Source organism: Plantibacter sp. MPB07, from assembly GCF_046619465.1.
GTDB lineage: Bacteria > Actinomycetota > Actinomycetes > Actinomycetales > Microbacteriaceae > Plantibacter > Plantibacter auratus.
In genome coordinates this window covers 436716-456617 of the sequence record NZ_CP177043.1, presented here as the reverse complement: position 1 = coordinate 456617, position 19902 = coordinate 436716, and the positions used below count along the sequence as shown (strand labels likewise).

Sequence of the window (19902 nt, the reverse complement as noted above, 5' to 3'; positions counted from 1 at the left end):
ACAGTGGTGATCCTCCCCCTGCCATACCGTTGGGATCCCGCGTGCGCGCTCTGCTCCATACCCATCCGTCCGGTCGCCGCTTTCGAGCCGGTTCGGCCTCACTCGCCGTCGTCGTCGCCGTAGCCGGCAACCTCGCACTCGCCTCGTCGCCGGCGACGGCGACGAGGATGACGATGCCGTCCGCACCGGTCCGGTCCGTCAGTGCCGTCACCGGGACGGCACCGGCACATTCCCCGGTCTTCCTCGAGGACTTCGAACGCGCGCCGGACACGGGGAGCGGCACCTCCATCCGCGACTACGTCGGCGCCGACGGTGCCCGCTTCGAGTCTGACGGCTTCTGGGCCGACCGCTCCGCCTGCAACGGCCTCATCCTCTCGTCGGCGAACGTCGAGGAGGACTCGTCGGACTGCTCCGGTTTCCCCGGCAACCATGCGCGGGTCCGCGCCCTCGCAGGCGTGCTCGGTCTCGTCAATGGAACCGACCCGGCGACGAATTCGGCGGTGGCGGCGTACACGGAGCGGAGCGGCCCGGACGACGCCGTCGAACTCGAGACCACCACGTCGATCCCGCTGACCGGCGGGACCGGCCGCTTCCTCACGGCCACGGTGAATGCGGCCGCCACGAACTGCGGCGATGCGATCTCCCCGGCGCTTCGATTGTCCCTGCGGACGGAGGACGGTGCTGAGCGGCCGGTCTCGGACGCCGCCATCGACCCGTGCAACGACGACCGTGCTTCCGACCACACCGCTGCGGGATACGCCGTCCGTGCCGGCCATTTCGCGGCGGACTCCTCCATCCTCATGGACGACGGTTCGATCGGTGTCGTGATGCGCAACGATCACGGCGGCGGATCGGGCAACGACCACGCCTTCGACGATCTGAGCATCATCGACGTGACCCCGACCCTCGATGTCGAGCTGTCGCAGGACACCGCCTTCGTCGGGGACACGATGCGTCTCCGCTTCGTCGTGCGCAACACCCCGGAACTCGCCGCGAAGGCCGGTTGGTCCGTGCAGACGGCCTTGCCCGGTGGACTCGCGGTCGCCACCGATCCGCGAGTGACCACGAGCTGCTCGGCGGAGGTGACCGCTCCTGCGTCCGGGGCCGACATCGCGTTCACCGGCGACCTCGCGGCGGGCGAGGAGTCCTGCACGGTCGAGGTCGAAGCAACACCGGTCGCTCGCGGCGTGCTGACCGTCACCGTGGCGGGAGACGCCGTCCGTGGGCTCGACCTCGGCTCACAGCCGGCCCTGACCGCCATCGACCGGGTCGCGATCGAGAGCCCGGCATCGGGCGCCCTCGTCGAGTCCTCACGACCGATCTCCGCCGGAACGGGCGAGCCGGGCGCCGGCATCACCGTGCGCGACGGCGAGGGCCACACCCGGTGTGAGACCACCGTGGACCCGGCCGGCCGCTGGAGTTGCGCGAGCACCGAGGTCGTCGAGTCCGGCGAGGCGGTCGTGCGCGTGGAGCAGACCGCCGCGGGGCTCAGCAGCACGGACGAGACCACCTACCGCGTGATCGTCCCCGCGCTGGCCGTGGAGGGCACCGTCCGCCTCGAGATCCAGGGTGCCGACGGATCGTGGGTTCCGGTCGAGGCCGAGACCGTCGCGACCGACCCCGGTGACCGCTTGCGTGTCATCGCGACGGTCACCAACACCGGCGAGAACGCGCTGGGCGACATCACCCTCGCGGAGACGCCGGACACCCGCCTCACCTGCAGCAGCGAGTTCATCGAGCCTGGTGCCTCGACGAACTGCACCAGCAGCGAGCCGCTCGTCCTGACACCGACCGCGCTCGACGACGGCTCGTTCGCCCACGCGTTCGAGGCGGTCCTGACCGGGTACTCGCGCGCGTCGGACCGTGCCGACACCGGTCGCCTGCCACTCCCGGACGCACCCCGCGTATCGACGGGGGCGCTCCACACCTCGCTCGGCATCGTGTGGAGGGTCGCGCCGCTCGAACCGCAGGCGCCGTTGGTCCGGACGGGAGCGGAGGTCCCGCTCTCCACCACACTGCTCATCAGCGGACTGCTCCTGGTGGGCGCGGTGCTCGTCGGCGCCGGCACGCGCCAGCGCCGACGCGTCCGCTCACCGCTCGGCTGAGCGGGCGTCAGGCGCCGTGGAACCTGGTCTGTGCAGCCAGCAGGCCCTCGTTCACGAGGAGCTCGACCGCATCGGCCGCGTCGGAGACCAGCAGGGGAAGCTGCTCCCGCTCGGTTCCCGCGAAGTCCTTGAGGACGAAGTCGGCGGCGTCCTGACGACCCGGCGGCCTCCCGATACCGACGCGGACGCGCGGGAACTCTGGGGTCTTCAGCGCTGAGGCGATGTCGCGGATGCCGTTGTGCCCACCGTGCCCGCCGCCCTGCTTGAGCTTGATCGAGTCGAACGGGATGTCGAGCTCGTCGTGGACGGCGATGACGTGGTCGGGATCGACGGAGAAGAACTGGGCGAGCGCTGCGGTGGGGCCGCCGGAGAGGTTCATGTAGCTGTTGGGCTTGCCGAGGACGAGCTTCGGGCCGCCCGGCACGAGCCGCCCCTCGGCCACGCGCGCGTTGCCCTTGTGGGTCTTGAAGGTTCCGCCGATGCGCTTCGCGAGCTCGTCGAGGACCATCTGCCCGACGTTGTGCCGGTTGCGGGCATACTGCTCGCCCGGGTTCCCGAGCCCGACGATGAGCCACGTGTCTGCAGCCATGCTGCCTTCCTGATCGAACGCCTCGGCTCGACCGGTGAGACCGGCCAAAAACCGAGCGAACCTGCCGCCTGCCATGCACCGAGACTATCGGGGCGGGCGGGCGACAGGTTCGTCTGCTGGAGTGGTGACTACTCCGCGGCCTCGGCTGCGGTCTCCTCGGCGGCGGCCTCAGCGGCCTCCGTCTCCTCGTCCGCCGGAGCGGCCGGGACGGTGATCGCCACGATGAGGACGTCGGCCTCGGTGATGAGCGAAGCGCCCTTCGGGAGCTCGAGGTCGCCGGCCAGGATCTGGGCGCCCTCTTCGAGGCCCTCGACGCTGACGGTGACGCGCTCGGGGATGTGGGTCGCCTCGACCTCGAGGCTCACCGTGGTGGCGTCCTGGTTGAGGATGGTGCCGGCGGCGGACTCGCCCTCGATGGTCACGGGGATGTCGACCTGGACCTTCTCGCCCTTCTTGACCACGATGAGGTCGAGGTGCTCGATGATCTGGCGCACGGGGTCCTTCTGGACGTCCTTGACCAGCGCGAGCTGGCCCTTGCCGGCGATGTCGAGCTCGAGCACCGCGTTGGACTTGCGGAGGATGAGCAGCATCTGGTGGCCGGGCAGCGAGACGTGCACGGGCTCGGTGCCGTGGCCGTAGAGCACGGCCGGGATCTTGCCGAGGGCACGGAGCTTGCGGGCTGCGCCCTTGCCGAACGATTCGCGGAGTTCCGCGGTGACCTTCAGGTCATCGGACATGATGTTCTCCTCACGGGTCTTGCACCCGGTTGGTCGTGCCGCGACGATGCGCGGCGGAATGGATGAGTCAACTCGAACGCGTATCTGCGTGAGGAAAAGCCGGAAGCCAGACCACCGCGTCGATCACGGAAGCTGCCACGGGCCGCTTCCCTCGCCGAAGTTCAGTGGGAGAGTCTATCGCACCGCACTGAGGCCCGCGACCGCCTCGTCCACGATCTCGTCGACGGTGGCGTCGACGTCCACCACGAAGCCCGGTTCGTCGGCGTCCAGGTCTTCGAGGAGTGCGAACTGCGAGTCGAGGAGCGACGGCGGCATGAAGTGACCGCTCCTGCCCTCCATCCGGCGTCCGAGCACCTCGCGCGAGCCGTGCAGGAGCACGAACCGCACCCCTGGCGCCTCCGCGAGGATCGCCTCCCGGTAGGCCCGTCGGAGTGCGGAGCAGGCCATCACGAGGCCCGTGTCCGAGGCGTCGGCGAGGGCTTTGCCCACGAGGGCCAGCCAGGGCCAGCGGTCGGGGTCCTCGAGCGGCGTTCCGGCGGCCATCTTCCGCACGTTCTCGAGCGGGTGCAGGGCGTCGGCGTCGACGAAGGGCACCCCGAGCCGGTCGGCGATCAGCACTCCGGTCGTGCTCTTCCCGGACCCGGACACGCCCATGACGACGACGAGCGGTGCATTCACACGGAACCCCCTGTGGTCTCCGGCCGATGGCCGGGCGGCCGGCTCGCCCGACCCGCACAGCACGATACCGGACACCTCCGCACGGTCCGCTCGGACCTCACCTGCACGCGGGGTCATTGAGAGGTGGAGCGAGACCTCCCTTTGCTACGGTTGCAGGACGGGCCGTGCCCGGATCGACGAGGGTGTCGCCGCTGTCCTGCAGCCGCCCCGTCGACTCCTGAGCACTCGGAACGCTTCCCGCATCACCCACTCTGAAGGAGAACCACATGGTGAACACCGCCGAAGCTCGCGCCAACATCGGCGTCGTCGGTCTGGCCGTCATGGGCAGCAACCTCGCACGCAACCTGGCGAGCCGCGAGGGCAACACGGTCGCCGTGTACAACCGCTCCCCCGAACGCACCGACCTGCTCGTGAGCGAGCACCCCGAGGCCGGCTTCGTCGCGTCGAAGACCATCGAGGAGTTCGCCGCGTCGCTCTCGAAGCCACGTACCGCGATCATCATGGTGCAGGCGGGTAAGGGCACCGACGCCGTCATCCAGCAGCTCACCGAGGTCTTCGAGCCCGGCGACATCATCGTCGACGGCGGCAACGCACTCTTCACCGACACCATCCGCCGCGAGAAGGCCGTCCGCGAGACCGGCATCAACTTCGTCGGCGCCGGTATCTCCGGCGGCGAGGAGGGCGCCCTCAAGGGACCGTCGATCATGCCGGGCGGCTCCGCCGAAGCGTGGGAGACCCTCGGCCCCATCCTCAAGTCGATCGCTGCGATCGCCGAAGGCGAACCCTGCGTCACCCACGTCGGCACCGACGGCGCCGGCCACTTCGTCAAGATGATCCACAACGGCATCGAGTACGCGGACATGCAGCTCATCGCCGAGGCCTACGACCTCATCCGTCGCGGCACCGGCAAGTCGCCGGCCGAGATCGCGGAGATCTTCGCCGAGTGGAACCGCGGCACGCTCGAGAGCTACCTGATCGAGATCACCGCCGAGGTCCTCAAGCAGGTCGACGCGAAGACGGGGCAGCCGCTCGTCGACGTCATCCTCGACCAGGCCGGCGCCAAGGGCACCGGCGCGTGGACCGTGCAGACGGCACTCGACCTCGGCATCCCGGTGTCGGGCATCGCGGAGGCCGTGTTCGCCCGTTCGCTGTCGTCGAAGCCGGCGCAGCGCGCAGCGGCCCGCGAGCTCGCGGGCCCGTCCGAGGAGTGGACCGTCGCCGACCCCGACCAGTTCGTCGAGGACGTGCGCCAGGCGCTCTACGCGTCGAAGATCATCGCCTACTCGCAGGGCTTCGACGAGATCGTCGCCGGTGCCGAGCAATACGGCTGGGACATCAAGAAGGGCGAGATCGCGAAGATCTGGCGCGGCGGCTGCATCATCCGTGCACAGTTCCTCAACCGCATCACCGAGGCCTACGAGGAGAACCCCGAGCTGGTCGCCCTCGTGACGGCGCCCTACTTCAGCGACGCCGTCGCTGAGGCGCAGGACAGCTGGCGCCGCGTGGTCGTCGCAGCCGCTCAGGCGGGCATCCCCTCGCCGGCGTTCTCGTCGTCGCTGTCGTACTACGACGGCCTCCGCGCCGAGCGTCTGCCCGCAGCGCTCGTCCAGGGCCAGCGCGACTTCTTCGGCGCGCACACCTACAAGCGCGTCGACCTCGACGGCACGTTCCACACCCTCTGGTCGGGCGACCGCAGCGAGGTCGAGCAGGCGGGCTCGAGCCACTAGCCCACGTCCTGCAGACGCAGAACGCCCGGTCCGAGTTCGGACCGGGCGTTCTGCGTACCAGCGGAGGGTGACGGGATTACGCGGCGCCGTCGAACATGCTCGTCACGGAGCCGTCGTCGAAGACCTCGTGGATCGCGCGGGCGATGAGCGGCGCGATCGAGAGGACGGTCAGCTTGTCGAAACGCTTGGCCTCGTCGACCGGCAGCGTGTCGGTGACGACGACGGAGTCGATGGCGTCGCTCTGCAGGAGCTCGACCGCCGGGTCGGAGAACACCGCGTGGGTGGCCGCGACGACGACGCCGATGGCGCCGGCGTTCTTGAGCGCCTCGGCCGCCTTGACGATCGTGCGTCCGGTGTCGATCAGGTCGTCGACGAGCAGGCAGACCCGGCCCTCGACCTGGCCGACGATCTCGTGGACGCTGACCTGGTTGGGGACCAGCGGGTCGCGGCGCTTGTGGATGATGGCGAGCGGCGCACCGAGCTTGTCGCTCCAGATGTCGGCCACACGGACGCGGCCCATGTCGGGCGAGACGACCGTCAGCGTCGACGCGTCGAGCTTGGCACGGAAGTGCTCGAGGAGGACCGGCATCGCGAAGAGGTGGTCGACGGGACCGTCGAAGAAGCCCTGGATCTGCGCGGCGTGGAGGTCGACCGACATGATGCGGTCGGCACCGGCGGCCTTGAAGAGGTCGGCGACGAGGCGGGCCGAGATCGGCTCGCGTCCGCGACCCTTCTTGTCCTGGCGCGCGTACGGGTAGAACGGGGCGACCACGGTGATGCGCTTGGCGCTCGCCCGCTTGGCCGCGTCGACCATGATGAGCTGCTCCATGAGCCACTCGTTGATCGGAGCGGTGTGCGATTGGATGACGAAGACGTCGGTGCCGCGGATGCTCTCGTCGTACCGGGCGTAGATCTCGCCGTTGGCGAAGGTCCTGGCATCGGTGGGGAGGAGCTCGGAGTCGAGCTCCGCCGCGATCGCCTCGGCGAGTTCCGGGTGGGCTCGTCCGGAGACGAGAACCAGCTGCTTCTTGTTGTCCGCCGTGATGCCTGACACAGACCCTGCCTTCTGCCGGAATCCTCCGGCCTCACTCAGGAGTCGACGTTACCAGCCGCAGCCGTGTCGTCCGACACGGCATCCACGGTCGGTGCCGCCGAGGCAGCGCCGGCAGCCGTCGCAGCCGCCGTACCCGGGCGCTTCTGCTCGACCCAGCCCTCGACGTTGCGCTGCTGCGCGACCGTCAACGCCAGCGCCCCTGCCGGGACGTCCTTGCGGATGACGGTGCCGGCACCGGAGTAGGCGCCGTCGCCGACGCTGACCGGGGCGACGAGCGTGTTGTGCGCGCCGGTGCGGACGTGCGATCCGATGGTCGTGCGGTGCTTGTGTACACCGTCGTAGTTCGAGGTGATCGTTCCGGCACCGACGTTCGACTCGACGCCGATCTCGGTGTCGCCGATGTAGCTGAGGTGCGGGACCTTGCTGCCCTCACCGATCTGTGCGTTCTTCGTCTCCACGAAGGTGCCGATCTTGCCGCGCTCGCCGAGCACCGTGCCTGGCCGCAGGTAGGCGAACGGCCCGACCTCGGCACCGGCACCGATGACCGACAGCGTCGCGTCCGTGCGGCGGACGCGCGCACCCGCGCCGACCTCGGTGTCGAGGAGCGTGGTGTCCGGACCGATCGTCGCACCGGACTCGACGACCGTCGCGCCGAGGATCTGCGTCCCGGGAAGCAGGGTGACGTCGGCGTGCAGCCGCGCCTTGATGTCGATCCACGTCGTGGCCGGGTCCTGGACGGTCACGCCGGCGAGCTGCCAGGCGCGCACGAGGAGGGCGTTCAGTTTGGCCGCGGCGGCGCTCAGCTGGGCGCGGTCGTTGATGCCCTCGACCAGCCAGGAGTCGCTCACGGGGAGCGCAGAGACCTCGGAGCCCGCGCGTCGCAGGAGGCCGATGACGTCCGTGAGGTACTTCTCCCCCTGGGCGTTGTCGGTGGTGACCTCGGCGAGCGCGTCGCGGAGCTGGCTCACGCCGAAGAGGTAGACCCCGGCGTTGATCTCGTTGACGGCCCGCTCGGCGTCGGTCGCGTCCTTCTGCTCGACGATGTAGTCGAGTGCCCCGGCCTCGGTGCGGATGATGCGTCCGTAGCCGGTCGCGTCGTCGGGCATGGCCGAGAGGATCGTCGCCGCGACGTCGTGGTTGCGATGGCGTTCGATGAGCGTGGTGAGCGTGGCGGCGTTCAGCAACGGGACGTCGCCGTTGACCACGAGGACGTCGCCGTCGAAGTCGTCGGGCAGCGCCAGGAGCGCCTGCTCCACCGCGCGACCGGTGCCGGGCACCTCGTCCTGGTCGACGATGGTCGCACCCGGGAGCTCCGACTCGATGGCCTCGACGAGGCGGTCGCGCTCGTGGCGGACCACGGCGATGACGTGCCCGGCGTCGAGCGAGCGGGCGGTCGCCAGCACGTGGCCGACGATCGGCACGCCGCCGAGCGGGTGCAGGAGTTTCGGCAGCGCCGACTTCATGCGGGTTCCCTGGCCAGCAGCCAGGATGATGATGGCCAGACGGTCGTCGGTCACGTGTGCTCCCCCTCGGTCCGGGCACTCGCCCGGTCGGTGATCGGTCGCTCCGCCACCAGGATTCGAACCTGGACCGAACAGCTCCAAAGGCTGCCGTGCTGCCGTTACACTATGGCGGACCACTCAGCCTGACGGCGGAGCGTGGTCAATTCTGCCATGGATGTGCCGCCTCGGAATCAGCTCGCGGCGGCCGATCGAGCCCCAACGCCCGCGTGCCTCGATAATGGTGGGATGCCAGCTAGCACCGATGAGGTCGACCGGATCGTCGACGCCTGGAACCGCGAGCGCCCGGACCTCGACTTCTCGCCCCTCCAGATCCTCTCCCGTGTCGCCCGGCTGTCACGCCACCTCGACCGGGCGCGTCGGGCGGCCTTCACCCGGTCGAACCTCGAGCCGTGGGAGTTCGACGTCCTCGCCGCACTCCGGCGCGCCGGCTCCCCCTTCCGGCTGAGTCCGAAGGCCCTGCTGCTCCAGACGCTCGTCTCGAGCGGCACGATGACGAACCGCATCGACCGCCTCGTCGAGCGCGGACTCGTCGAACGCCAAGGCGACCCCAACGACGGCCGCGGCATCCTCGTGCAGATGACGAACGCGGGACTCAACACGGTCGACGCGGCCATCACGCGCCTCGTCGACGCCGAGGCGGACCTGCTCGACGGCCTGAGCTCGACCGAACAGGCCAGGTTGACCGTCCTGCTGCGGAAGCTCAGCCTCGACTTCGACTAGCGGAGCACGCTCGGTCACTGAGCCTGTCGAAGTGCGCCCTTCGACAAGCTCAGGGACCGGGTGGGGTGGCTCAGGGACCGGGTGGGGTGGCTCAGGGACCGGGTGGGGTGGCTCAGGGACCGGACCGGGGGGGCTCAGGGACCGGTCAGCGGCGGAGGATCTTCCGGGCCAGCCAGTTGCCGAAGAACTGGATGAGCTGCACGAGCAGGATGATGATGATCACCGCGGCCCACGTGACGACCGGCTCGAACTGCCGGAAGCCGTACTGGATCGCGAAGGCACCGAGCCCACCGCCGCCGATGAAGCCCGCGACCGCCGACATGTCGACGATGACCACGAACACGAAGGTGTAGCCGAGGATCAGCGGACCGAGCGCCTCCGGGAGGACGATGCTCAGCAACGTCCTGAGCCGGCTCGCACCCGCGGCACGCGAGGCCTCGATGACGCCGGGCGACACCGTCAGCAGGTTCTGCTCGACGATCCGGCTGATGCCGAAGGTCGCCGCCAGGGAGATGATGAAGATGAACGCGTTCGCACCGATGCCGGTGCCGATCACGAGTCGTGAGAGCGGCTGGGCGGCGGCCAGGAAGATGATGAACGGGATCGGCCGGAAGATGTTCACGATCACGTTGAGCACACCGTAGAGCATCGGGTGCGAGTACAGGTTGCCGGGCCGCGTCACGTAGAGGCCGGTGCCGACGACGAGTCCAGCGATCCCACCGAAGAGCAGGCTGAAGGAGACGAGGTAGAGGGTCTCGACGGTCGCGTCGCCGAGCTTCGGGAGCAGATCGATCAGTGCATCCATGTCAGCGCACCTCCGTCACGGTTGCCTGGGATCCGATGGCGGTCAGCGCCCCGTCGATCGTCTGGTCGTCGCCGCGGAGGGCGAGGGTCAGGTGGCCGAACGCGCGACCCTGGATGTCGTTGATCCCGCCGTAGACGAGCTCGAAGTCGACGCCCGCCTGCGCGAGCGTGAGGAAGACGCCCGCCTGCGACGCGTCGCCGTCGCGGAAGGACAGGGTGACGATGCGCCCGACGTGTCGTTCCTTGAGCACCGCCAGCTCGGCCGGCGACGGGACGCCCTTGATGACCGTCGACACGAAGCGCTTGGATGCGGCGTGCTGCGGGTCGGAGAACACCTCGAAGACGTCGCCCTGCTCGATGACCTTGCCGCGCTCCATGACGGCGACCTTCGTCGCGAGCGACTGGATCACCTCCATCTCGTGGGTGATCACGACGATGGTCACACCGAGGTCGCGGTTCACCTGCTTGAGCAGCGCGAGGACCTCCTGCGTGGTCTCGGGGTCGAGGGCGCTCGTCGCCTCGTCCGCGAGCAGGATCCGGGGCGAGGTCGCGAGCGCGCGAGCGATGCCGACGCGCTGCTTCTGGCCGCCGGAGAGCTGGTCGGGGTAGTTGTCGGCCTTGTCGGACAGCCCGACGAACTTCAGCAGCTCGTCGACCCGGGTGCGGATCTCCGCGCGGGGACGTCCGGCGACCTCGAGCGGGTAGGCGATGTTCTTCCGCACCGACTTGGAGTTGAAGAGGTTGAACTGCTGGAAGATCATCCCGATGCCGAGGCGGAGGTCGCGGAGACCTCGCTCCGAGAGCGTCGTCACCTCGGTGCCGTCGACGACGATGCTCCCCGACGTCGCGGGCTCGAGCGCGTTGATGAGGCGGACGAGCGTCGACTTGCCGGCTCCCGAGTAGCCGATGATCCCGAAGACGTCACCGGCCTCGATGTCGAGGTCGACGCCGTCGATCGCGGCGATCGGCGCGGCGCCCTTCTGCGGAGACGGGTACCGCTTCGCGACGTCTCGGAGGCTGACGAGTGGCATGGGGGTGTCCTCGGTGTGTCGGGTGATCAGGAGGCGGTGAAACGACGAAGCGTTCCTGTGGAAGCGGATGACAGCCTCCCACAGGAACGCTCTGAACGTCGGATCAGCCCTTGGCCTTGATGTCCTTCTGGACGGTCTCGAGCGACTTCACGAGGTCCTTGACCGGGGTCTTCAGCGGAACCGCGGTTCCACCGGAGTTCTCCACGACGCCGTCGACGACGGACTTCGTGTCCTGGTAGATCTTCACGAGCTTCGCGTACGTCTCGTTGTCGGCGTCGGCGGCCTTCGCGGCGAAGATGTTCACGTACGGCAGCGCGTTCGGGTCGGACGGGTCGTCCTCGGCGATCGCGTCGGACGCCTTCAGGCCGGAGTCGTTCATGAAGTCGTTGTTGATGATCGCGCCGGTGACGTCAGGCAGCGAGGTCGGCGTCAGCGAAGCCTCCAGCGAGGTGACGGTGACCTTCGACTTGTCGGCGATGATGTCGTCCGGCGTCGAGAAGATGTTGCCGCCGTCCTTCAGCTCCAGCAGGCCTGCGGACTGCAGGACGAGGAGCGCACGAGCCTGGTTGCTCTCGTCGTTCGGGATGGCGATCGTGTCGCCCTTCTTGATGTCCTTGACGCTGTCGACCTTGGTCGAGTACAGGCCGAGGGGGTAGATCGCCGTCGAGCCGATGGGCGTGAGGTCCTCACCGGAGGCCTCGTTGTACTGCGCGAGGTAGACGATGTGCTGGAACTGGTTGAGGTCGATCTCGCCCTCGGTGAGCGCCGGGTTCGGCTGCGTGTACTCGCCGAAGTCGACGATGTCGACGAAGATGCCCTCCTTCTCGGCGGCCTCCTTGTACGTCTCCCAGTAGGGGTCGCTCGCGCCGACGACGCCGATCTTGACGGGGTTCGCCTCGGTGCCCTTGTCTTCAGCGGCGGCGCCTGCGCCTGAGCCGCCGGCGCATCCGGCGAGGAGCGCGATGGCGGGGATGATGGCCAGTCCGGCCAGAAGCTTCTTCGAGAAGGTCATTGCTGTGATTCCTCTTTCGGGTGGTGCGCGCCGGTGGACGCTGATTCGACGGTACGTCGGCCTAGCAGGGATGACGAACCGGTGCGTAACACTTCGGAACAGAGCGACGATCGAGGTGATCCGGCCGCCGCGAGTGGACTACTCGACGAGCTCGGAGAGCTCCAGCCAGCGGACCTCGAGGTCGGCGATCTCGCCGTACATGGCCTGGATCTTGGCACCGAGCGCGGTGATCCCGGCGAAGTCGCTCTGGTCGTGGACCGCGACCTTCTCGTGGGCCTGCTCGATCTGACCGTTGAGCTTGTGGAGCTTGCGGTCGATCGCCTTGATCTCCTGCTGCGCGTTCCGGAGCTCCGCACCGCTCAGCTTCGGCGTTTTCTTGGTCGGGCCACCGCCGGAGGCCGTCGGGCGGTCGTGCTCCTGGGAGCGGCTGCCGGCCGTCCCGGCGTTGAGCTCCAGGTACTGGTCGATGCCGCCGGGCAGGTGCCGGAAGTGGCCGTCCATGATCGCGTACTGCTGGTCGGTCACCCGCTCGAGGAAGTACCGGTCGTGCGAGACGACGAGCAGGGTGCCCGGCCACGAGTCGAGGAGGTCCTCCATGGCGGCGAGCATGTCGGTGTCGAGGTCGTTGGTCGGTTCGTCGAGCACGAGGACGTTCGGCTCGTCGAGCAGGATGAGCAGGAGCTGCAGGCGGCGGCGCTGGCCACCCGAGAGGTCCTTCACCGGCGTCGACAGCTGCGCACTCGTGAAGCCGAGGCGTTCGAGCAGTTGCCCCGGGGTCATCTCCTTGCCGCCGGCCACGTAGCTCGTGCGCTTGCGCCCGATGACGTCGCTCACGCGGTCCTGCTCGTACTCGGCGAGCTCGTCGAGCTGCTGCGTGAGTGTCGCGACCTGCACGGTCTTGCCGCGCTTGACGCGACCCTCGGTCGCTTCGACCTCGCCCGTGACCAGCCCGAGGAGGGTGGACTTGCCGGCGCCGTTCACGCCGAGGATGCCGGTGCGCTCGCCCGGGGCGATGCGCCACTCGACATCCTTGATGACCGTCCGGTCGCCGTAGGACACGGTGACGTCGAGGATGTCGACGACGTCCTTGCCCAGGCGGGCGGTCGCCATGCCGGCCAGCTCGACCGTGTTGCGCACGGGCGGCTCGTCGGCGATGAGCGCGTTGGCGGCCTCGATGCGGAACTTCGGCTTGGCTGTGCGGGCGGGAGCGCCACGGCGCAGCCAGGCGAGCTCTTTCTTCATGAGGTTCTGGCGCTTGGCCTCGGACACCGCGGCGGAGCGGTCGCGCTCGACGCGCTGCAGGACGTACGCCGCGTACCCACCCTCGAAGGGCTCGACGATGCGGTCGTGCACCTCCCACGTGGCCGTGCAGATGGCGTCGAGGAACCACCGGTCGTGGGTCACGACGAGCAGGCCGCCGGAGTTCTTCGACCAGCGGCGGTTGAGGTGCTGCGCGAGCCAGGTGATGCCTTCGACGTCGAGGTGGTTCGTCGGCTCGTCGAGGAAGAGGATGTCGTGGTCGCCCACGAGCAGGGCCGCGAGCGCGACCCGGCGGCGCTGACCACCGCTGAGGTCGGCGACGAGGGCGTCCCAGGCGATGTCGGAGGCGAGGCCGGAGATGACGTCGCGGACCTTCGGGTCGCCCGCCCACTCGTGCTCGTCGAAGCCGCCGACGATGGTCTGTCCGACGGTCTTGTCGTGGTCGAGGGTGTCGGACTGGTCGAGCACGCCGACCGTGACGCCGTTGCGCACCGTCACGCGTCCGGAGTCGGGCTCCTTGCGGCCGGCGAGGAGGCCGAGGAGCGTGGACTTGCCGTCGCCGTTGCGGCCGACGATGCCGATGCGGTCGCCCTCGTTCACCCCGATCGTGATGCCGTCGAAGACGACCTTGGTCGGGTACTCGAGGTGGAGCGCTTCAGCGCCGAGAAGGTGTGCCATATCCGGTCAACGATACCGGGCCTGGGCGTCGACCACCGCCCGTGCACCGTAGGCTGCACGGGTGCCTCTGTTCTCCCGTTCCCGCCGGCTCCCGTTCGGCCGTCGCGACGCCCGGATCACCCTCCTCGACAAGCGGACACTGCGCTACGAGCTCAGCGTCGACGACATCCCGCAGTCGGTGGTCTCCCTCGCGGATCCCCGCTTGCTGGAGTACCCGTACATCCGGCACATCGCGCGCGTGATCGACGCCGAGGCGCCGGCGGGCGAGGCGCTCTTCGTCGTCCACCTCGGTGCCGGAGCGTTGACGCTCCCCCGCTATGTCCAGGCGACGCGCCCAGGGTCGCCGCAGCTCGTCGTCGAGTTCGAGCCGGAGCTGTACGCCGGGATGCTGGACGCGCTGCCGCTCCCGGACGGGCACCGGGTCGAGGTCCGCTTCGGTGATGCCAGGGCCGTCGCGGACGAGCCGATCGACGAAGCCACCACCACCGACGCGGACGTCACGGCGTGGCGGGACGCGAAGGTGACCGTCGTCGACCTCTGGGACGCCGCGGTGATCCATCGTCGGGTCGCGAGCCTCGAGTTCTACCGCCGGGTGGCGGCGCGGTCCGCGGCCGACGGCGTGATCGCGGTGAACCTCCTCGACGGCAGCCCCTTCGACTACTCGCGACGCCAGGCCGCGACCCTGCGAACCGTGTTCGCGCATGTCGCCGTCGTCCTCGACTTCGATCCGGTCGACGACGAAGGGCCGCTCGGCAACGTCGTCGTCTTCGCGAGCGACGCACCGCTCGCGGCCGTGACGCACCCGCAGCTCTTCGGCGCACCCGCGCCCGTGCAGCTGCACGGCGACGCACTCACGCACTGGATCGACGGGGCGACAATCATGACCGACGCCGACGGCGAGGACTCCCCCGACCCGGACGACCCCCGCTGGGACTGAGCGTCCTCCCTTTGCGCGCCCCGACGATTGCGCTACGGTGGGCGTAGCGCGACGGACCGACCCGACCGGATCCTGCCGCGCACGGAGGAGGTTGGTCGGTGCCCGTCTCCCGACGTGTCTCCCGCGCTCAACAGATGAGCGACCGCATCCTCGACGCCGCGCTCGACCTGATGCGATCCCGCGGCTCCGTCGCCGTCAACATCGAGGCGGTCGCCGAGACCACCGGTGTCGCGAAGACGACGATCTACCGGCGCTACCGCAACCGCTCCGAGCTGCTGACCGCCGCGGTGGCTCGTGCCATGGAGACGCCGGTCCAGATTCCGGAGGACCTCCCGACCTACGAGACCTTCACCTGGCTGCTCCACGAGGCCCGGACGATGATCGAGGATGTGGTAGGGCGCGGAACGATCGCGTCGATCCTGCTCCAGGACGATCCGGAGTTCTCGACCCTGCTCCGCGACCTCACGAGGAACCGGGCGCGCGCATTGTCCAACCTCGTCGACGAACGCATCGCCACCGGCGATCTGAAGCCCGGACTCGATGGCCGCCTCGTCGCGACCCTCCTCCTCGGCGCGGTCCTCGGACAGCTCGTCCGCGGCGCCGACATGGACGACGACTGGGCGGACCAGGTCCTGTCCGTCCTCTGGCCGGCACTGGCCGCATGACGCGAGGCAGCACCTCGCCGCACGCTGCGGTGATCTACAACCCGACGCGCATCCAGCTCGAGCGCGTGACGAGGCTCGTCGACGCCGCGGCCGCCGAGGCCGGCTGGGGCCCGACGAGCTGGATCCCGACCCGCGAGCGGTCGACCGCGGTCGAGCAGGTCGCGGAGGCGCTCGGAGACGGCGCGTCGCTCGTGATCGCCGCCGGCGGCGACGGGACGGTCCGCGAGGTGGCAGGGGCGATGCGTCACACCCGGACGCCGTTCGCCGTCGTCCCCGTCGGCACCGCGAACCTCTTCGCCCGGAACGCCGGGATCCCGATCGACACGGCCACCGCGGTGCGGGCCGCGTTCACCGGGGAGGACCGGAGCGTCGACGTCGGGGTCATCGAATATCGGAACCCCGACGGCGTCCGGCGCAGCACCCCGTTCCTCGTCATGTCGGGCTTCGGCGTCGACGCGGACATGGTGGCCTACGCCGACCCCGTCCTCAAGCGCCGCTTCGGCTGGATCGCCTACGTCGTCCCGATCATCCGCGGGCTCTTCCGCCGCGACCGCCCTCGCGTCTCCTGGAAGGAGGACGGCGGACCGATCCGGAGCGGACGGACGCACACGATGTTCGTCGGGAACTGCGGCACGGTCTCGGCGGGCCTCGACGTCCTCCCCGACGCACTCCTCGACGACGGTGTACTCGACGTCCTGATGGTGCGGTCCCTCGAGGGGTGGGACGGGGTCCGGGTCACGCGCTGGCTGCACCGCGCGAACAATCCCGTCGCCCGGTTCTCCAAGGGCAGACGGACACGGGGCAGCCGCGTGCAGCCGAGTGCCGTCGAGACGGCCGGCTCCGCCGGAGGTGCGCTCCGCTACCTGCGCGTGCGACGGATCGACGTGACGGTCTCACCGCCCGCCGAGTTCCAGGCAGACGGCGACGGCATCGGCCTGGTCTCGGCGGCCAGGCTGACCGTCGACCCCGGTGCGCTCATCGTCCGACTACCCGCGACGGCGGCGCGCTCGGGTCGGCTCCGGCCCTGAGCCCGCCCTTCGACAGGCTCAGGGACCGGAGGAACGGCTCAGGGACCGGAGGAACGGCTCAGGGACCGGAGGAACGGCTCAGGGACCGGAGGAGCGCCTCAGGGACCGGAGACCGCACATGGACCGGAGGAACGACTCAGTCCGCGAGGATCTTGCCGGGGTTGAAGTTCGAGCCGGGGTCAGCACTGTCGAAGAGGCCGCGCATGATCGCGACGCCCTCGGTCGAGATGTCCTGCTCCATCCACGGCGAGTGCTCGACACCGACCGCGTGGTGGTGCGAGAGGGTGCCACCGTGGTCGACGAAGGCCTGCTGGATCGCCGACTTGACCTGCTCGTACTCGCCGATCGGGTCGTCGCCGGTGATGAACGCGAAGGTGAAGTACAGGCACGCGCCGGAGTGGTACGAGTGCGAGAGGTGGCACATGATCCACCCGTGCACCCCGAGCTTGTCGTACGCGGCGTTGGCGGCGTCGTTCGCGGCGTCGTAGACCTCCTGCAGCCGAGACCAGGGCGCTGCGGTCTCCGAGACGTCGGCCGCGGCTCCGCGGTCGAGGAGGAAGTCGCGCAGGTACGGGGTGTCGAACTTCTTCTGGTCGTAGAGGGCACCGGGGCCCTTGCCGACGCCGATGCCGCCGTGCTTCCGGACGATCGAGCCGACGAGGCCCTTCTCGTATCGCACATGGGACGCGCTGCCCTCGTAGCCGATGAAGGAGAGGCACAGCTGCTCGAGATCCCAGCCTCTGGCTGTGAGCACCTTCATGAGGCCCTTGGTGACCTGCGCCGAGACACCGGTGCTGGCCTTGCGGGTCGCGAGCGAGAAGCCGCTCTCCCGGGCGTTCGACACCCGGGTGACCGAGGGGCTGGCGTCGCTCTCCGCGATCTCGTGCATCGCCGCGAGCCCGGCCTCCCAGGTGGGGAAGAAGTAGCCGAGGACCTCGCGGACGGCGGGCGTCCGGTGGACCTGCACGGTGACCTCGGTGATGATGCCGAGTCGACCCTCGCTGCCGATGATCATCTCGCGGACGCTCGGGCCGGTCGACGCACTCGGGACGGGGCGGATCGCCACGATGCCGTTCGGGCGCACCATCCGCAGGCCCTTGGTGATGTCGGCGATGTCGCCGTACTTGTCGGACTGCATGCCCGAGGAGCGGGTCGCGACCCATCCGCCGAGCGTGGAGTGCGTGAAGCTGTCGGGGAAGTGGCCCATCGTCCACCCCTTGGCGCCCAGCTGCTCCTCGATCGAGGGGCCCTGCGCGCCGGCCTGGATGGTGGCGAGACCGGAGCCCTCGTCGATCGACAGGACGCGGTCGAGCCGGCCGAGGTCGAGCGAGATGATGACCCGCTCCTCCGTCGGCTGCGGGTCGAGCGAGCCGGCGATGTTGGTGCCACCGCCGAACGGGATGATCACGGCGTCTGCGGCGACGGCTGCAGCGACGACCGACGCGACTTCGGCCTCATCAGCCGGGTAGACGACGAGGTCGGGCGTGCGGGGCAGGTCGTTCGCGCGGATCCGGAGCAGGTCGCGGATGCTCTTGCCGTAGGTGTGGACGACGCGTTCCTGGTCGTCCGTGGTCACGTGCCCCTGACCGACGAGCGTCGAGAGCTCGGCGATGAACTCGTCGGACGCGCGCGATGCTGGGACGGTGAGCTCGTCGAAGCTGAGGTGTGCCTGCGCCGGCTTCCGCAGGTCGAGACCGACGGCCTGCTTCACGAACGGCGCGAAGTCCGGCTTGTTGCTGTGCTCGAAAGCGACCCCTTCGACTCCCCAGCCCCACCACTTCATGTGCTCCACAGACGTCATCCGGCTTCCTTTCGTGGTGTGTCGATCGAAACGTGTGCTCCCGGCTCGACCGAAGCGCGCAACGCGACGATCTCGGCGACGACGCGGTCCATGAGCTGGACGGGCGTCTCGTTCGGCTGCGGGTGGATCGGTTGCCCGAAGACGACGCGCACCGGCGGTCGTCCGGGGACGGGCCAGTTGCGACCCTTCGGCATGGCGGAGTGGGTGCCGAGGACGGCCACCGGGAGGCAGGGGATGCCCTGGCGCGTGGCGAGTGCCGCGGCACCGGGCTTGAACCGGCCGAGCTCACCCGTCCGTGATCGGCCGCCCTCGGGGAAGATGAGGATCGGGACGCCGGCCTCGAGCAGCTCCCGTGACACGCCTGCACGCTTGCGGTCACCCGAGCGGTCGACCGGGAACGCGTTGAAGAAGAGGGCGGCGAAGATGCGGCGGGCGGGGACGTCGAAGAAGTAGTCGGCGGCGACACCGGCGGCGAGGTAGCGCGAGAGCCGACGCGGCATCGCCCCGACGACGAGCGGTGCATCGAGGTGCGACTGGTGGTTGGCGACGACGATGTACGGACCGGTCACGCCCGACAGGCGTTCGCGACCCGTCACCGTCACGCGGGTCAGCGACCAGACGAGCGGCTTCAACAGCAGACGCTGGGCGACGAACCGCGCGTTGGCGTGGAGGGAGGAGGTGAACCGCGGCTCTGCGGTCATCGGTGGGCTCCTGACTGGGCGGCGTTGGCGGCTCGACGGCTCGAGGACATCCGGCCGGAGATCCACCGGATGGACGCACGGGGCGCGAACTTGACGAGGGCCATGAGGGCCTTGAAGCGGAAGCTCGGGATGGAGACGACGACCCCTCTCCCGGCGTCGCGGAGGGCGTCGGCGACCAGCCGGTCCACATCGATCCACAGACCCGACGGGATCGATCGGGTGCTGATACCGGCGCGATCGTGGAACTCGGTACGGACCCACCCGGGGCACAGGGCCGTGACGCGGACACCCGAGCCGGCGAGCTCGACCGCGAGCGCCTCGGTGTAGGTGGTGACGAACGCCTTCACCGCCGAGTAGCCGCCGGTGGTGATGTACCCCGCCGTGCTCGAGACGTTGATGATGGTGCCGCGTCCGCGTTCCCGCATGGCGCGGGCCGCGGCGCCCGAAAGCGTGGCGACGCTCCGGCACATGACCTCGATCGCGGTGTCGAGCTCGCTCGTGTCGGGATCGGTGAGGCGGGCGTGCACACCGAACCCGGCGTTGTTCACGACGACCTCGATCGGCGACGCCTGATCCTCGATCCGTGCGGCGAGTCTCGCGACGTCGGCGCGGTCCGAGAGGTCGGCACTGATCACCTCGACGGTGCGACCGGTCCCGCGCAGCCGCTCGGCCGATCGCTCGAGCCGCCCGACGTCACGGGCGACGAGCACCAGGTCGAAGCCCCGTCCGGCGAGCGCCGTGGCGAACGCGGCACCGATGCCGGACGTCCCACCGGTGACGAGAGCTGTAGCCATGGGGATCAGAATACGCTACGCGTTGCGTATCGTTGCAAGCTACAGTGATGAGGTCGGA

Annotated in this window: 18 protein-coding genes and 1 tRNA gene; 6 read left to right on the top strand and 13 right to left on the bottom strand. The window is 69.4% G+C overall.

Going from position 1 to position 19902, the window contains the following annotated elements; genetic code table 11:
- Positions 1-41 precede the first annotated feature (41 nt).
- Complete coding sequence (locus ACLIME_RS02155) at positions 42-2105, top strand: hypothetical protein (RefSeq protein WP_411558096.1); 2064 nt, start codon at positions 42-44, stop codon at positions 2103-2105.
- A gap of 7 nt (positions 2106-2112) precedes the next feature.
- Here ACLIME_RS02155 and pth read toward each other — a convergent pair whose 3' ends face one another.
- The 3 genes from pth to ACLIME_RS02140 form a co-directional block, all read right to left on the bottom strand.
- A complete protein-coding gene (gene pth, locus ACLIME_RS02150; protein ID WP_411558095.1) occupies positions 2113-2694 on the bottom strand; it encodes an aminoacyl-tRNA hydrolase in 582 nt (193 codons plus the stop codon).
- Positions 2695-2822: 128 nt separating this feature from the next.
- Positions 2823-3431, bottom strand: a complete 609-nt coding sequence (locus ACLIME_RS02145) for a 50S ribosomal protein L25/general stress protein Ctc (RefSeq protein ID WP_079705465.1) — start codon at positions 3429-3431, stop codon at positions 2823-2825.
- A gap of 174 nt (positions 3432-3605) precedes the next feature.
- Positions 3606-4109: a gluconokinase gene (locus tag ACLIME_RS02140; RefSeq protein WP_229938709.1), complete on the bottom strand. Its 504-nt coding sequence runs from the start codon at positions 4107-4109 to the stop codon at positions 3606-3608.
- Positions 4110-4375: 266 nt separating this feature from the next.
- Between ACLIME_RS02140 and gndA the strand changes: the two genes are divergently transcribed.
- Positions 4376-5836: an NADP-dependent phosphogluconate dehydrogenase gene (gndA, locus tag ACLIME_RS02135; protein WP_079001993.1), complete on the top strand. Its 1461-nt coding sequence runs from the start codon at positions 4376-4378 to the stop codon at positions 5834-5836.
- Between the two features lie 76 nt (positions 5837-5912).
- On the opposite strand, the gene ACLIME_RS02130 is transcribed toward gndA, so the two are convergent.
- The 3 genes from ACLIME_RS02130 to ACLIME_RS02120 all read right to left on the bottom strand — a co-directional run bounded on the left by ACLIME_RS02130 (position 5913) and on the right by ACLIME_RS02120 (position 8526).
- Positions 5913-6890, bottom strand: a complete 978-nt coding sequence (locus ACLIME_RS02130) for a ribose-phosphate diphosphokinase (protein WP_079705464.1) — start codon at positions 6888-6890, stop codon at positions 5913-5915.
- 35 nt (positions 6891-6925) lie between these two features.
- Positions 6926-8407: a bifunctional UDP-N-acetylglucosamine diphosphorylase/glucosamine-1-phosphate N-acetyltransferase GlmU gene (glmU, locus tag ACLIME_RS02125; RefSeq protein WP_411558094.1), complete on the bottom strand. Its 1482-nt coding sequence runs from the start codon at positions 8405-8407 to the stop codon at positions 6926-6928.
- 47 nt (positions 8408-8454) lie between these two features.
- A tRNA-Gln gene (locus tag ACLIME_RS02120) sits at positions 8455-8526 on the bottom strand.
- 112 nt (positions 8527-8638) lie between these two features.
- On the opposite strand from ACLIME_RS02120, the gene ACLIME_RS02115 reads away from it, so the two are divergent.
- Positions 8639-9133 (top strand): MarR family winged helix-turn-helix transcriptional regulator, encoded by a 495-nt coding sequence (locus ACLIME_RS02115; protein WP_079705462.1) that lies wholly within the window; start codon positions 8639-8641, stop codon positions 9131-9133.
- Positions 9134-9278: 145 nt separating this feature from the next.
- Here the strand turns inward: ACLIME_RS02115 and ACLIME_RS02110 are convergent, their stop codons facing one another.
- The 4 genes from ACLIME_RS02110 to ACLIME_RS02095 all read right to left on the bottom strand — a co-directional run bounded on the left by ACLIME_RS02110 (position 9279) and on the right by ACLIME_RS02095 (position 13918).
- Entirely contained in the window at positions 9279-9938 is a 660-nt protein-coding gene (locus ACLIME_RS02110; protein ID WP_411558093.1) for a methionine ABC transporter permease, read from the bottom strand.
- Position 9939: 1 nt separating this feature from the next.
- Positions 9940-10968 (bottom strand): methionine ABC transporter ATP-binding protein, encoded by a 1029-nt coding sequence (locus tag ACLIME_RS02105; protein ID WP_079705461.1) that lies wholly within the window; start codon positions 10966-10968, stop codon positions 9940-9942.
- A gap of 103 nt (positions 10969-11071) precedes the next feature.
- Positions 11072-11980, bottom strand: a complete 909-nt coding sequence (locus ACLIME_RS02100) for a MetQ/NlpA family ABC transporter substrate-binding protein (RefSeq protein ID WP_411558092.1) — start codon at positions 11978-11980, stop codon at positions 11072-11074.
- A gap of 138 nt (positions 11981-12118) precedes the next feature.
- Positions 12119-13918 (bottom strand): ABC-F family ATP-binding cassette domain-containing protein, encoded by a 1800-nt coding sequence (locus ACLIME_RS02095; protein WP_137242013.1) that lies wholly within the window; start codon positions 13916-13918, stop codon positions 12119-12121.
- Positions 13919-13979: 61 nt separating this feature from the next.
- On the opposite strand from ACLIME_RS02095, the gene ACLIME_RS02090 reads away from it, so the two are divergent.
- The 3 genes from ACLIME_RS02090 (at position 13980) to ACLIME_RS02080 (ending at position 16548) form a co-directional block, all read left to right on the top strand.
- Positions 13980-14855, top strand: a complete 876-nt coding sequence (locus ACLIME_RS02090) for a spermidine synthase (RefSeq protein WP_411558091.1) — start codon at positions 13980-13982, stop codon at positions 14853-14855.
- Positions 14856-14989: 134 nt separating this feature from the next.
- Positions 14990-15520 (top strand): TetR/AcrR family transcriptional regulator, encoded by a 531-nt coding sequence (locus ACLIME_RS02085; protein WP_124768951.1) that lies wholly within the window; start codon positions 14990-14992, stop codon positions 15518-15520.
- On the top strand, positions 15517-16548 hold the full coding sequence (locus ACLIME_RS02080) for a diacylglycerol/lipid kinase family protein (RefSeq protein WP_411558090.1): 1032 nt from the start codon (positions 15517-15519) through the stop codon (positions 16546-16548). The genes ACLIME_RS02085 and ACLIME_RS02080 overlap by 4 nt, the downstream gene beginning before the upstream one ends.
- Before the next feature lie 136 nt (positions 16549-16684).
- Here the strand turns inward: ACLIME_RS02080 and ACLIME_RS02075 are convergent, their stop codons facing one another.
- From ACLIME_RS02075 to ACLIME_RS02065, 3 genes are read right to left on the bottom strand one after another with little or no spacing between them, the layout of a single operon-like run.
- Positions 16685-18349, bottom strand: coding sequence for an FAD-binding oxidoreductase (locus tag ACLIME_RS02075; protein ID WP_079705455.1), 1665 nt, complete (start codon positions 18347-18349; stop codon positions 16685-16687).
- A complete protein-coding gene (locus tag ACLIME_RS02070; RefSeq protein ID WP_192005289.1) occupies positions 18346-19050 on the bottom strand; it encodes a lysophospholipid acyltransferase family protein in 705 nt (234 codons plus the stop codon). Before ACLIME_RS02070 ends, ACLIME_RS02075 begins: the two co-directional genes overlap by 4 nt.
- Complete coding sequence (locus tag ACLIME_RS02065; RefSeq protein ID WP_411558089.1) at positions 19047-19844, bottom strand: SDR family NAD(P)-dependent oxidoreductase; 798 nt, start codon at positions 19842-19844, stop codon at positions 19047-19049. The genes ACLIME_RS02070 and ACLIME_RS02065 overlap by 4 nt, the downstream gene beginning before the upstream one ends.
- Between the last annotated feature and the right edge of the window lie 58 nt (positions 19845-19902).

Excerpts from the sequence above, each read along its gene's own strand:
- ACLIME_RS02100 (WP_411558092.1), bottom strand. The coding sequence starts at position 11,980 with ATGACCTTCTCGAAGAAGCTTCTGGCCGGACTGGCCATCATCCCCGCC.
- ACLIME_RS02110 (WP_411558093.1), bottom strand. The coding sequence starts at position 9,938 with ATGGATGCACTGATCGATCTGCTCCCGAAGCTCGGCGACGCGACCGTC.
- ACLIME_RS02070 (WP_192005289.1), bottom strand. The coding sequence starts at position 19,050 with ATGACCGCAGAGCCGCGGTTCACCTCCTCCCTCCACGCCAACGCGCGG.
- ACLIME_RS02115 (WP_079705462.1), top strand. The coding sequence starts at position 8,639 with ATGCCAGCTAGCACCGATGAGGTCGACCGGATCGTCGACGCCTGGAAC.
- gndA (WP_079001993.1), top strand. The coding sequence starts at position 4,376 with ATGGTGAACACCGCCGAAGCTCGCGCCAACATCGGCGTCGTCGGTCTG.
- ACLIME_RS02095 (WP_137242013.1), bottom strand. The coding sequence starts at position 13,918 with ATGGCACACCTTCTCGGCGCTGAAGCGCTCCACCTCGAGTACCCGACC.
- ACLIME_RS02085 (WP_124768951.1), top strand. The coding sequence starts at position 14,990 with ATGAGCGACCGCATCCTCGACGCCGCGCTCGACCTGATGCGATCCCGC.
- ACLIME_RS02105 (WP_079705461.1), bottom strand. The coding sequence starts at position 10,968 with ATGCCACTCGTCAGCCTCCGAGACGTCGCGAAGCGGTACCCGTCTCCG.
- ACLIME_RS02075 (WP_079705455.1), bottom strand. The coding sequence starts at position 18,349 with ATGACGTCTGTGGAGCACATGAAGTGGTGGGGCTGGGGAGTCGAAGGG.
- ACLIME_RS02145 (WP_079705465.1), bottom strand. The coding sequence starts at position 3,431 with ATGTCCGATGACCTGAAGGTCACCGCGGAACTCCGCGAATCGTTCGGC.
- pth (WP_411558095.1), bottom strand. The coding sequence starts at position 2,694 with ATGGCTGCAGACACGTGGCTCATCGTCGGGCTCGGGAACCCGGGCGAG.
- ACLIME_RS02065 (WP_411558089.1), bottom strand. The coding sequence starts at position 19,844 with ATGGCTACAGCTCTCGTCACCGGTGGGACGTCCGGCATCGGTGCCGCG.
- ACLIME_RS02080 (WP_411558090.1), top strand. The coding sequence starts at position 15,517 with ATGACGCGAGGCAGCACCTCGCCGCACGCTGCGGTGATCTACAACCCG.